This window comes from Mesorhizobium dulcispinae (genome assembly GCF_033977345.1).
GTDB classification, from domain to species: domain Bacteria; phylum Pseudomonadota; class Alphaproteobacteria; order Rhizobiales; family Rhizobiaceae; genus Mesorhizobium; species Mesorhizobium dulcispinae.
The window spans coordinates 97,308-109,425 of sequence record NZ_JAVIIY010000015.1; the positions used below are offsets into that span (position 1 = coordinate 97,308).

10 protein-coding genes are annotated in these 12,118 nt (G+C 64.5%); 8 read left to right on the forward strand and 2 right to left on the reverse strand.

Translation table 11 applies throughout. The annotated features are described in order from the left end of the window. Positions 1 to 8: 8 nt before the first annotated feature. On the forward strand, positions 9 to 452 hold the full coding sequence (locus tag RFN30_RS26250; protein ID WP_320264979.1) for a hypothetical protein: 444 nt from the start codon (positions 9 to 11) through the stop codon (positions 450 to 452). 59 nt (positions 453 to 511) lie between these two features. Further along, positions 512 to 1,591 (forward strand): glycosyltransferase, encoded by a 1,080-nt coding sequence (locus tag RFN30_RS26255; RefSeq protein ID WP_320264980.1) that lies wholly within the window; start codon positions 512 to 514, stop codon positions 1,589 to 1,591. A gap of 66 nt (positions 1,592 to 1,657) precedes the next feature. Here RFN30_RS26255 and RFN30_RS26260 read toward each other — a convergent pair whose 3' ends face one another. Both RFN30_RS26260 and RFN30_RS26265 read right to left on the reverse strand, forming a co-directional pair. Next, positions 1,658 to 2,680: a phosphoribosyltransferase gene (locus RFN30_RS26260; protein WP_320264981.1), complete on the reverse strand. Its 1,023-nt coding sequence runs from the start codon at positions 2,678 to 2,680 to the stop codon at positions 1,658 to 1,660. Between the two features lie 82 nt (positions 2,681 to 2,762). After that, the gene (locus RFN30_RS26265; RefSeq protein WP_320264982.1) at positions 2,763 to 4,259 is read right to left on the reverse strand and encodes a lipopolysaccharide biosynthesis protein; all 1,497 of its coding nucleotides are present in this window, start codon (positions 4,257 to 4,259) and stop codon (positions 2,763 to 2,765) included. Between the two features lie 199 nt (positions 4,260 to 4,458). Between RFN30_RS26265 and RFN30_RS26270 the strand changes: the two genes are divergently transcribed. The 6 genes from RFN30_RS26270 to RFN30_RS26295 all read left to right on the forward strand — a co-directional run bounded on the left by RFN30_RS26270 (position 4,459) and on the right by RFN30_RS26295 (position 12,049). Then, positions 4,459 to 5,631: a glycosyltransferase family protein gene (locus tag RFN30_RS26270; protein ID WP_320264983.1), complete on the forward strand. Its 1,173-nt coding sequence runs from the start codon at positions 4,459 to 4,461 to the stop codon at positions 5,629 to 5,631. Between the two features lie 25 nt (positions 5,632 to 5,656). Next, the gene (locus tag RFN30_RS26275) at positions 5,657 to 6,646 is read left to right on the forward strand and encodes a glycosyltransferase family 2 protein (protein WP_320264984.1); all 990 of its coding nucleotides are present in this window, start codon (positions 5,657 to 5,659) and stop codon (positions 6,644 to 6,646) included. Further along, on the forward strand, positions 6,646 to 7,590 hold the full coding sequence (locus RFN30_RS26280; RefSeq protein WP_430699085.1) for a glycosyltransferase family 2 protein: 945 nt from the start codon (positions 6,646 to 6,648) through the stop codon (positions 7,588 to 7,590). Before RFN30_RS26275 ends, RFN30_RS26280 begins: the two co-directional genes overlap by 1 nt. Then, on the forward strand, positions 7,580 to 8,530 hold the full coding sequence (locus RFN30_RS26285) for a glycosyltransferase family 2 protein (protein WP_320264986.1): 951 nt from the start codon (positions 7,580 to 7,582) through the stop codon (positions 8,528 to 8,530). The genes RFN30_RS26280 and RFN30_RS26285 overlap by 11 nt, the downstream gene beginning before the upstream one ends. Before the next feature lie 73 nt (positions 8,531 to 8,603). Continuing rightward, positions 8,604 to 9,500, forward strand: coding sequence for a UTP--glucose-1-phosphate uridylyltransferase GalU (gene galU / locus RFN30_RS26290; RefSeq protein ID WP_320264987.1), 897 nt, complete (start codon positions 8,604 to 8,606; stop codon positions 9,498 to 9,500). Between the two features lie 167 nt (positions 9,501 to 9,667). Beyond that, positions 9,668 to 12,049, forward strand: a complete 2,382-nt coding sequence (locus tag RFN30_RS26295) for a polysaccharide biosynthesis tyrosine autokinase (protein WP_320264988.1) — start codon at positions 9,668 to 9,670, stop codon at positions 12,047 to 12,049. Positions 12,050 to 12,118 lie beyond the last annotated feature (69 nt).

Sequence of the window (12,118 nt, forward strand, 5' to 3'; positions counted from 1 at the left end):
AGGGGCCGATGAAGATCACGCGCCGCGCTGCACTGGCCGTTGTTGCCGGCGGCATTGCTTCGACCGGCATCGCCGCCGCGGCCGTATCGTCCTTCTCGGATGAGGATCTGGTCCGCGTCACGCTCGAGAAATATTTCGGCCCGCTCAACATGCGCATCGAGCACCTGCAACAGTTCGTGCTCGAATTCCGCAACCGCAATCCGTGGGTGTTCCCGAGCGACAAGCTGGCGGATGCGGTGACGTTTTTGGAGACCGTGCGGCTCGACAAGGCGCGCGAATTGCTGCCCAGGCAGAAACGGCAGGATGTCGGGAATTTCGAGCGCTGGGTCATCGCCGAGTTCCACATGCTGACCGATTATGCCTGGCGCAGCTCGCCCAACGATCCGATCCGCTTCACTGGCTGGCATCCATGCACCAATCCCTTTGCCGATCTCGAGCAGCGGAATGCCTGATACTGCCCGGCGGCATATTCGCCGCTAGGCCAAGAAAAACGTGACAAGGAGCCGAGCCCATGAAAGTTCTTTTCGCAGGCGGTACTGGCTACACGCCGCAGTTCAGCGGCGGTGTCCAATCGAGCACGCATCACCTTGTCGAGCAGCTCATCGAGCACGGTCATGAGGCCTCGGTGCTCGCCGCTTTGTTCGGCCAGGGCATGTTCGGTTACAAGGCTCGCGCCAAGATGAAGCTTCTCGGCCAGCCTGCCGTGATCGACAGCTTTCCGGGCTATCCGGTGGTGCGTGCCTGGTTCCCCTGGGAGGCAGCGGCTTTCGCCGTCAAGAAAATGCAGCCGGACGTCGCCGTCGTGCAGTGCCACAACTCCGTTCCGCTCGGCAAGGCGCTGCAGGCCGAGGGCGTTCCGCTGGTCGTCTATCTGAGGAATGTTGAATTCCACGAATTGGGAGGCGACCTGCGCGAGCTCGATGCGGCGCGATACATCGCCAATTCCGAATTCACGGCACGCACCTACAAACGGGAGTTCGGTATCGACTCCACCGTCATCCCGCCGACCATCAACCCATCCACCTACAGCACGCCGACGACCGGTGAGTTCATCACCTTCATCAACCCCTACGAGGAAAAGGGCTTTGACCTCGCGGTGCGCATCGCTGCCGCCTGCCCCGAGATCCCTTTCCTGTTCGTCGAGAGCTGGAAGCTCGAGGACGACCATCGCGCCCAGATCGAGCGGACCATCGCGCCATTTTCCAACATCAGGCTGGAGAACCGCACCAGCGACATGAAAACCGTCTACGGCCGCACGAAGATCCTGCTTGCGCCGAGCAAATGGGAAGAGGCCTGGGGCCGCGTTGCCTCGGAAGCCCATTGCAGCGGCATTCCGGTCGTCGGCTCGCGGCGCGGCGGCCTGCCCGAGGCGATCGGCGTGGGAGGCGTGGTGCTGGATTATGACGCGTCGCTCGAAGACTGGGTCGGCGCGATCAGGCGGCTCTGGAACGGCCGCCAGGAGTATGAGCGGCTCTCGGAGGCGGCGCTCGCCTTCTCGCAACGCCCGGAACTCGATCCCGACCGCCAGTTCGCCACTTTCTTCGGCCTGCTCGAGAGGGCAGCGCAGCAGCGCCCCCGGCGGGCCGCATAGAGCTGGAGAAGCGCGTAACGCTTTTCCGTCCGAAATTACGCAAAGACCAGCTGCGTAAGATTTTACTTACGCAGGCCTTTTGACGCGGCTTTTCAGCATTTCATAGCCGCGTGTGCCCAGCAGGGCGCGCACTGCCGCTCTCGCGACCTTCTTGCGCCCGTCGGGCGAATTGATCTGTCTGAGCCTGGCGGGAAGGTTGCGTGCCGTCTGCTGAAGCGCCGGCAGCGACAGCGCATCGGGGAAGCTCACGATGTTGGTCTCGACGCACAGCACCGGCTTGCCCGACAGCTTGGCGATCTTGAGCGCCTGCTCGTGCTCGCTCTCGATGAACAGGATCGCGTCCGACTTGCGGTAGAAATCGGCCTTGAAGCTGCCATGCGCGCCGAGCCGCTGCCGCTCGGCCTTGCTCGGCAGGTCGAGCATGATGAGGTGGTCGTATTTGATATCGTGCCTGGCGAGCCATGCCTCGGTCAGCTTGCGGTACTTTTCCAGCCGGCTGGTCACCAGCCAGCCGATCTTGCGCGTCGGCCCGAGCAGCGGCCGCGCCTCGGCGAGGAACTTCTCATAGGCCGGGCCGTCGTCATTCTCTTCCTCGGTCGGGTCGAGGCAAAGCACGCCGTCTATGTCGACGCAGCATTGCTCGAGGAAGACGTGGTGCATGAAGTTCCACTGGAACATCCTGGGATGCGGCACGACCTCGAAGACGATGTCGGTTTCCTTGTGCTCAGACAGAAGGCCGAACACGGCGGCGAAGACGAAATCGCCCTTTATGCCGGCGGCCGCGATCTTGTCGCGTGCGTCGCGCATGGCGTTGCCGCCGCTGACGCTGTCGTCGATCACCAGGATCTTGCGCATTTCGGAATGCTGCCGGTCGAGCGCGGCACGGCGTTTGGTGATCCCCGAGGTGTAGATCTTGCCGGCGAGGAAGCTGTCGAGATCGGTCATCGGGATGTTCGCCGTCAGGCTGAGCAGCGTCGCGGCGAGAATGCCGCTTCGCGGCACGCCGACCACCAGGTCGATGTCACGCGGCAGCCGGTGCAGGTTCCGCGCGATCGCGTCGTTCATGTCTGAAATCGATCGGTAATTCATGCTGTTGCCTTACCCTCAAAAATCAGCGGCCTTGCGGCTGTCCGGCAGCGGCCGGATTCCCATTGCAGTTGCGCCGGCAAGGTCATTTCGCCTCGCTGGGTGCGGGGGAAAACCCGCGTGCCGGGATCAGCCGCAAGGCCTCCCGAAGCGCTTCGCGGCCGGCGCCGAAGGCGAACGCGACGATGATGGTGACGACATAGGACAGCACCGCGCCGCCGGCGAGGGCGATGACGGGCTGCGCCGGCAGCATCGGCTTGGCGAGCCAGACCAGCGCCAGCGCCAGATGCGCACCGAGCACGAAGGGGGTCGCCGCGTGCAGCACATGGCTCGCGCGCAACGGTCCGGTCTTGCCGACATAGAGCCAAAGGAACGGCGTCCTGAGATATTCGCTGACGGCGTAGACGACCGCGACGCCAAGCGCGCCATAAGGCAGGCCGATGGCGAAGGCGAGCACCGAGGTCACGGCGGTGATGATGCCCCAGCGCATGAAGTCGCCCGAACGGCCCTGACTGACGAACAGCCATCCCGCCGGATTGTTGAGCGGCTGCAAGAGGCCGGCAAACCCCAGCGCCAGGAAGATATTGGCGCTCTCCCGCCACTGCTGGCCGAGCACGAAGGGAATGAGCGTATCCGACATGGCGGTGGCGAAGGCCACGCCCGGCAGCGCCACCAGAAGGATCAGCGGCATGACCCGCAGATAGGCGCTGCGGTAGCGGTCCGGCTCGTCCTTCAGCCGCGACAGCGCCGGCACCATCACCTTCGACAACGGGTTGGTGATCTGGCTGAGCGGGAAGAGCAGCAGCTTGTAGGCGCGATCGTAGAGGCCGAGCTGCGCCTCGCCCCAATATTTGCCGATCAGCACATTGTCGAGGTTGCGGGCGAAGAAATTGGCGAAGTTGAAGCCGGTGATGCCGGCGCCGAAATGGATCAGCTGGCCGATGCCCTCGACCTTGCGCGGCAGCCCGGGACGCCAGCGCGAGGACGCCCAGTAGCAAAGCGTCGGCAGCACGGCGCCGGTCAGCGTGCCGGCAAAAAGCGCCCAATAGGAGCGGTCGATGAAGGTCCAGGCGATCGAGACGACGAGGCCGGAAACGGCGCTGGCGACGTCGATGACGGCGAGCCGGGTGAATTCCATGCGGCGCGTCATGAGCGCCAGGTGCTGGGCGCCGAGGCCGTAGGCCATGATTTGCAGGCCGAACGCGGCGACCAGCCCCGTCACGCGCGGCTCACCGTAGAAGGCAGCCACCAGGGGAGCCGCCCCGGCAAGCACGCAGGCCAGGATCGCGCTCACCGCCGTGTTGATCCAGAAGAGGTAGTTGACCTCCTCATGCCGGATGCCGGTTTTCTGGATCGTCGCCTGGGTCAGGCCGAAATCCTGAAACAGCGCGATGAAGGCAAGCACCGGCGCGCACATCGCCACGACGCCGAAATCCTGCGGCGACAAAAGTCGCGAGAGCACGATGACGGAGACGATCTGGGTAGCGACCCGCACGCCCTGCGCCATCGCGGTGACGACGGCGCCGCGACCGACCGATCTGCGCAGTGAGCCCTCGGGCGGATCGAATGCATTGGTTTCCAAATTCAGGAATCCCTGTTTTGCGCCAGCCCGACATCGTCGTGACCGGCGCCCGCCGCCATCCACAAACTACCGCAAGAGGTTTTTGCAGCGCAACAAAAAATGTGCGGTTGTTTGCTACGCTGCACCAAAAATGTTGCGATGCAGCAAAAGCTGTACTAGCATCCTCTTTGGGTGGCGGGCCCAACTGCGGTCGAGTTTCATGCTGCATGTCTTGTACCTTGTGCATGACGTATCCGACCCGGCGGTACGCCGAAGGGTCAAAATGCTCAGGGCAGGCGGTGCCAGGATCACCCTGGCGGGTTTCCGCCGCACCCCCAATCCGATCGCCGAGATCGAAGGCCTCGCGCCGGTCGACCTCGGCCGGACGCGCGACGGCCGATTCGCGCAGCGCATCGGCGCTGTGGCCAAGGCCGCCATGTCGATCGGCGCCAAGTTCGCGGGCGTGGCGCGGCCCGACCTGATCATCGCGCGCAACCTCGAGATGCTGGCGCTTGCCCGCCGCGCGAACCACGCTTTCGGCGGGAGCGTGCCGATCGTCTACGAATGCCTGGACATCCATCGGCTGGTGTTGCGCAACGACCTGATCGGCAAGACGCTGCGCGGCGCCGAACGCCATCTGGCCCGCGACGTGAAGCTTCTGGTGACCAGCTCGCCTGCCTTCATCGCCAACTACTTCAAGCCGTTCGGGCAAATCGCCGCACCGGTCGAGCTGATCGAGAACAAATATTTCGACACTATGCCGGTGCCGGCGGATCATCGGCGCGAGGACGACAGCCCGGTGGCGCCGCCCTGGCGAATCGGTTGGTTCGGCGCGCTGCGCTGCCGCCGCTCGCTGGAACTCCTGGCCGAGTTCACCCGCCGGCTAAGCGGACGCTTCGAAGTGGTGCTGAGGGGCCGCCCGGCGCTGTCGGAATTCCCGGATTTTCACGCCTTCGTCGAAGCCGAGCCCTGGCTTTCCTTCCGCGGTCCCTACCGCAATCCGGAGGACATGGCGGCGATCTACCGCGAGGTGCATTTCTCCTGGGCGATCGATTTCTTCGAGCAGGGCCAGAATTCCGAATGGCTGCTTCCCAACCGCCTCTACGAAGGCTGCCGCTTCGGCGCCGTGCCGATCTCGATGGCGAGCACCGAAACCGGCCGGTTCCTCAAGCAGCAGGACATCGGCGTGCTTCTGTCTGAGGCCACGCCCGAAGGGCTCGACACCGCGCTTGGCCGGATGGGCGAGGAACGCTTCGGCAAGCTGAAGTCGCGGGTGCTGGCCCGCAATCCGAGGACCTGGAGCTACGACCGCGGCGATTGCCTGGCTTTCGTCGACAAGCTGCGCGCCCTGACCGCCGTTCGCGGAACCTTCGCGACCGAGGCGCTGGCATAGGATGGCTGAGAATGGACAAAAGCCGATGACGCGGACCACCGCATCAAGCCTGATCGTCATTCCGTGCCTCAACGAGGCCGCCAATATCGGCACGCTGCTCGAGCAGCTGCGGCCGGCTGCGGCGCGGCTCGGCGCGCGCATCGTCGTTGCCGATGGCGGCAGCACCGACGGCACGCAAGGCATTGTCGAAAGGGTCGCCGCCGAGGACCCGCGGGTCATGCTGCTCGCCAATCCGAAGCGCATCCAGAGCGCCGCCATCAACCTGGCGGTAGCGACGTTCGGCGACGACGCCGACTATCTCATCCGCATCGACGCGCATGGTGGCTATCCCGCCGATTACTGCGACAGGCTGGTCGAGGAAGCGCATGCCACCGGTGCCGATTCGGTCGTCGTCTCGATGCTGACCAGCGGCACCGGCGCAGTGCAAAAAGCAGTGGCGGCAGCGCAAAATTCCAAGCTCGGCACCGGCGGCTCCAAGCATCGCCACATGTCGGCCGGCGAATGGGTCGACCACGGCCACCATGCGCTGATGCGCATCGCCGCCTTCCGCGCGGTCGACGGCTACGACGAAAGCTTCAGCCACAACGAGGACGCCGAGCTCGACCATCGCCTCCGGCTGGCCGGTTACCGCATCTGGATGAGCGGCCAGACGCAGATGGTCTATTATCCGCGCTCGACGCTGAAGAGCCTCTTTTTCCAGTATCTCGGCTATGGCCGCGGCCGCGCCAGGAACGTGCTGAAGCATCGAATGATGCCGAAGTTGCGGCAGATGATCCCGTTGCTGGTGTTCCCGGTGGTGCTGCTGACGGTCTTGTCTCCGATCTTTGTGGTGGCGGCCGTGCCGTTTCTGATATGGGCGGCGGTCTGCCTTGGTTATGGCGTCCGGACCGCGATCGGCCAGCGCAATCCGGCCATCGCGCTGGCCGGCGTGTCGGTGATGGTCATGCATTTGGGCTGGTCCATGGGTTTTTGGCTGCAACTCCTCGGCCCGCAGCCGTCGCGCGAGGCGGCGTGATGGCTGCAAACAAGAACGGCAGCATCGATATCTGCATCTGCACCTTCCGCAGGCCGGAGCTTGCCGACACGCTGCGTTCCATCGCCGCGTTGGAAAGGCCAGCCGGCTTCGAGCTCGGTGTCGTCGTCGCCGACAATGACGACGAGCCGAGCGCGCAGCCGCTGGTGAAGGCGCTGGCGCAGGAGCTGAAGCTGCCGATCCGCTATCGCCATGCGCCGGCGCGCAACATCTCGATCGCCCGCAACGCCTGCCTCGATGCCAGCGTATCGGACCTCGTCGCCTTCATCGACGACGACGAGACGGCTTCGCTGGGCTGGCTCGTCGAACTCGCGGCGACCGCGGAGGCGACCGGTGCGACCGCCGTGCTCGGGCCGGTCCGCGCGACATATCGCCAGGATGCGCCGGGCTGGATGCGCAAGGGCGATTTCCACTCGACCTTGCCCGTCTGGGTGCGCGGCGAGATCCGCACCGGCTACACCTGCAATGTCCTGCTCAGGATGACCGAGGAGAGTCTGCGCAACCGGCGCTTCAGCTTGGCGCGCGGCCAGACCGGCGGCGAGGACACCGAGTTCTTTGACAGCATGGTCAAGGCCGGCGGACGCATCGCCTTTGCCCCGCGGGCCTTTGTCGACGAGGTGGTGCCGCGCTCGAGGGCTGCCTTCGAGTGGCTGCGCCGCCGCCGCTTCCGCTTCGGACAGACGCATGGTCACCTCATCGGACACAACACCGGCGGTGTGCGCCGTGCCGGCCAGGTCGGCCTTGCTTCGGCCAAGGCGGCCTACTGCTTCGGCATGGCGCTTTTGACCGCGGTCAGCCCCGTGCGACGGAACCGCAGCGTGCTGCGCGGCATTATGCATGTCGGCGTCGTCAGCGGTCTGGTCGGCGTCCGCGAAATCCGCCAGTACGGCCTGAACCCACAGGAAGGGGACAAGCGTGCAGCCTGACGTCAGCTTCGTCATCGCCGCTTACAACGCCGAGGCGACGCTCGATCGGGCGATCGCCAGCGCGATGGCGCAGCGCGACGTCACGATCGAAATTATCGTCGTCGACGACCGGTCGAGCGATCGCACCCTCGATGTCGCGCGCGCCTATCCCGAGGACATAGTCAGGGTGGTCGCGCTTCCAGCCAACCGGGGTCCTGGCGGCGCCAGGAATGCCGGGCTCGACCTTGCCCGTGGCCGCTGGGTCGCCGTGCTCGATTCCGACGATGCCGTCCTGCCGGGCAGGCTGGCGGCCATGATCGCGCGGGCGGAAAAGGCGGGTGCCGAGATCGCGGTCGACAATGTCCAGGTCGTACGCGAGGACGGCACGCCCGACGACGTCATGTTCCCGACCGGCTATCTCGAAGCGCTCGGCGAAATCTCGCTTGCCGGTTACATCGCCGGTAACGTCGTCTTCGAATCGCGCTTCAACCTCGGCTATCTGAAGCCGATCTTCCAGCGCCGGTTCCTGGACGAGAACCAGCTGCGCTACGACGAGGATCTGCGCATCGGCGAAGACTACATTCTTCTGGCGAGCGCGCTGGCGAAGGGCGGTCGCTGCGTGGTCGAGCCGACCGTCGGCTATATCTACCACATCCGCACCGGCTCGATCTCGCGGGTGCTCGAATTGCACCATGTCGAGGCGATGGCCAAAGCCGACACAGCCTTCGCCGCCGCGCATTTCATGGACGAAGGCGCCAAGGCCGCCTTCGCCAGACGCGGCCGCAGCCTGCGCAAGGCGGCCTCGTTCCTGTCATTGGTTCAGCACATCAAGGCGCGTGCGCCGCTCAAGGCGATACGCACGGCGCTCAGCGATCCGGCTGCGGTCAGGCATATGTCGATGCCGATCGCGGTTCGGTTGAGAAGGGTGGCGGCACAGTTTGCCGTGGGCACGGGGAGGTGAAGCATGCGGGCGGATGGAAGCGGTTTCATAGCCAGCGATAGGTAAAAATCGATCTCCTCAGAAGGAATAAGCAATGCAGAAAGTCAGGAAGGCAGTTATCCCGGTGGCGGGGCTCGGAACGCGGTTCCTGCCGGCAACCAAGTCGATGCCGAAGGAAATGCTGCCCGTCGTCGACAAGCCTGTCGTTCAATATGCCGTGGACGAGGCGTTCGAGGCCGGGATCGAGCACATCGTTTTCGTCACCGGCCGCAACAAGGCGGTGATCGAGGACTATTTCGACCTGCATCCTGAATTGATCGGGACTCTCGAGCAGACCGGCAAGAAGGCGCAGCTCCAATCGCTGGAGAGCCTGCTGCCCGTGGCCGGCGCCACCTCCTTCATCCGCCAGCAGTCGCCGCACGGCCTCGGCCATGCCGTATGGTGCGCGCGCGACGTAATCGGCAACGAGCCGTTCGCGCTGCTGCTTCCCGACATGGTGTCCTTCGGCGCGCCGGGCTGCCTCGCCGAAACCGTCGATCTTTATCAGCGGACCGGCGGCAACGTCATCGCCGTCGAGCGCTGCGATCCTTCGGAAACCGGCAAATACGGCATCGTCGGCCGCGGCGCCGAGGTGGCCTCCGGCTTCGAAGTGACCTCGATGGTCGAGAAGCCGGCTCCGGCCAACGCGCCGTCGAACTTCTACATCAACGGCCGCTATATCCTGCAGCCGGAGATCTTCGCGCTGCTCGGCACCCAGCAGCGCGGCGCTGGCAACGAGATCCAGCTCACCGATGCCATGGTTCGCCTGGCCGAGAGCCAGCCCTTCTATGCCCAGCCCTTCAACGGCCGCATGTTCGATTGCGGTTCCAAGGAGGGCTTCATCGAGGCCACCATCGCCTTTGCTCTGGCGCGCGACGACATGAAAGGACCTGTCTTCGAAATGCTGCAGCAATTCGTCCGGTCGCACGAGCGCCGGGAAGTAGCCGCATAATGCCCAAATTTTGGGTGCATATGCGAAATCGCGATGGCGCGACAGCCGCGCAAGCGCCTGGCCTTCCTGGCCGGGCGCCCCGTGGCACGGATGTTGCGTGGTCTTTTCTGGTAACGACGCCACTCTTCGAAGGCCGGTAGCGCCTGCAACCTGGAATTGGACCGAAGATGAATTATGCCAACTTTCCTCTCGACAAGAGGATGCCATTGCTCAGCACCGAACCGGAAAAGGGTGAAGACTTCATCGATGTCGAGCGCCTGCTTGGCATGGCGGCCCGGCAGGCCAAGGTGGTGGCGATCTGCGCCGTCATCGGCCTGTTCCTGGGCGTGATCTATCTCCAGACGACGCCCAAGCAATATACGTCCGTTGCGAGCGTGCTGATCGACGAGGGCCTGAACAAGGTCGTGGACGACATTTCGGCGGTCAGCGCCACGCAGCAGACGGACGCAACGATCCTCAGCCAGATAGAAATTCTCAGCTCCGCGCGGCTGGCCTCGGTGGTCGTCGACAAGCTGAAGCTTGACCAGAACGACGAGTTCATGAACCCGCCGCAGTCGGCTTTGGCCAAGGGTGTCGGGTTCCTGCGCGGTATCGTCGCCTATTTCCGCGGCAGCTCGGCCAGCGAACTCCCTGGGATCGAGAATGTGGATGCCGCGACGCGCGAAGCCATGATGAAGGCCGCGACCCATGACTATGCGGTCCTCGTTCTGCAGACCGGATTGATGGTGGATCGCAACGGCCGCAGCAACGTCATTACGTTGGGCTATCAGTCGACGAATCCGGCTCTCGCCACGGCCATCACCAAGGCATATTCCGACGCCTATCTGGCCGACCAGCTCAATGCCAGCTTCGACGCCACCGAGCGCGCGGCCGTCTGGCTGCAAGGCAGGTTGACCGAGCTTCGCCAAAGCTCGCAACAGGCCTCGATGGAGGTCGAGAAATTCAGGGCCGAGCACGGGCTGTCCGCAAACAGCGACGGCCAGTTGATCAGCGGCAAGCAGCTGTCCGACCTCAATGCCCAGCTCATCATCGCGCAGGCCGATACGGCGCGCGCCAGCGCCCGCTATCAGCAGTACAAGGCGATCGTCGACAGCGGCTCCGAGAATGCTTTCAACGATTCGGCGATCGCATCCGATCAGCCGAGCAGCTCGGTCATCATCGGGCTCAAGACCCGTTATCTCGCCGTCTCCAAGCGGCTGCAGGATGTCGAGGCCAATTTCGGCAAGGACCACCCCCAGGCGCTGGCGCTCGCCAGGGAAAAGGCCGATGTGTCGGCGCAGATCTTCGGGCAGTTGAAGCAGATCACCGAAAGCTATCGCAACGACTTCCAGGTGGCGCAGGCGCGCGAGGCCGAGCTCAGGCAGAAGATCGCGACCGCGGCCGGCCAGAGCTCGATCGACAACGAATCGCAGGTGAGGCTGAGGGAGCTTGACCAGCAGGCGCAGGCGCTCTCCACGCTCTACCAGACCTTCCTCAGCCGCTACCAGGAAGCCTCGCAGCAGCAATCCTTCCCTGTCGGCAAGGTGCGCATCATCTCGGACGCGAACGTGCCGCTTGCCGCGTCGAGCCCCCGCAGCATCAGGGTGCTGGCGCTCTCGCTGGTGCTTGGCCTTATGCTCGGCGCCGGTTTCGGCGGCCTGAACGAATTCAACGAGCGCTTCTTCCGGACGGGCGAGGACGTTCGCGACCGCGTCGGCCTGAAGTTCCTCGGCTATCTGCCAACGATCGGCGGCGGCAGGGCCAAGGAGGCGAAGCCGGACGACCTGCCGGCCGACGGCAAGGTCGCGAGCCTATCGGCCGCCGAAAAGAGGGCGCGCATGCGGGTCAGCCTCGACGCGCCGGCCTCGATGTTCGCCGAGACGCTCCGCAACGCCAAGATCGCGTTCGACGTGGTGATGGAGGACAAGGACAGCCGGGTGATCGGCGTCATCTCGGTCCTGCCCGGCGAAGGCAAGTCGACAGTTGCGGCAAACCTTGCGGGCCTCCTCGCCGCCAATGGCGCCAAGACGCTGCTGATCGATGGCGACCTGCGCAATCCGGGCCTCAGCCGCAGCCTCGGCATGGAGACCGAGCATGGGCTGATGGAAGCTGTGGTCAACGGGCAGACCTGGCAGTCGGTCGGCAAGGTCGACCGCCAGACCAAGCTGGCGATCATCCCCGCCGTGCTGCGCGGCCAGTTCTCGCACACCAGCGAGCTTCTGGGCTCGGCCGGCATGCGGCGCTTCATCGAGAACGCCAGGGAGACGTTCGAATACATCATCGTCGATCTGCCGCCGCTCGGCCCGGTGGTCGACGCCAAGGCCTTCGCGCCCCTGGTCGACGGTTTCGTGCTCGTCACCGAATGGGGCCGCACGCCGCGCGCCATGGTGCGCTCGATGCTGGAACAGGAACCCTACATCGCCGACAAGGTCGTCGGCGCGGTGCTCAACAAGGTCGAGCTGAAGAAGCTGGCGAAATACGGCTCGCTTGGCGGTTCGGAGAAGTTCTTCGACCGCTATTCGAGCTACTATCTGGAGAAGTCGGAATCGCGCGCCAAGCAGGCCGCCTAAGGCCTGTGGGGATTCACCAAAGCTTGGCGATGTGATTCAAGCTTTTGATGGACCGATTCGTATTGACTG

What these genes read in the sequence shown, in the direction of transcription:
- RFN30_RS26250 (WP_320264979.1), top strand. Translation starts at nt 9, where the DNA reads ATGAAGATCACGCGCCGCGCTGCACTGGCCGTTGTTGCCGGCGGCATT.
- RFN30_RS26255 (WP_320264980.1), top strand. Translation starts at nt 512, where the DNA reads ATGAAAGTTCTTTTCGCAGGCGGTACTGGCTACACGCCGCAGTTCAGC.
- RFN30_RS26260 (WP_320264981.1), bottom strand. Translation starts at nt 2,680, where the DNA reads ATGAATTACCGATCGATTTCAGACATGAACGACGCGATCGCGCGGAAC.
- RFN30_RS26270 (WP_320264983.1), top strand. Translation starts at nt 4,459, where the DNA reads ATGCTGCATGTCTTGTACCTTGTGCATGACGTATCCGACCCGGCGGTA.
- RFN30_RS26275 (WP_320264984.1), top strand. Translation starts at nt 5,657, where the DNA reads ATGACGCGGACCACCGCATCAAGCCTGATCGTCATTCCGTGCCTCAAC.
- RFN30_RS26280 (WP_430699085.1), top strand. Translation starts at nt 6,646, where the DNA reads ATGGCTGCAAACAAGAACGGCAGCATCGATATCTGCATCTGCACCTTC.
- galU (WP_320264987.1), top strand. Translation starts at nt 8,604, where the DNA reads ATGCAGAAAGTCAGGAAGGCAGTTATCCCGGTGGCGGGGCTCGGAACG.
- RFN30_RS26295 (WP_320264988.1), top strand. Translation starts at nt 9,668, where the DNA reads ATGAATTATGCCAACTTTCCTCTCGACAAGAGGATGCCATTGCTCAGC.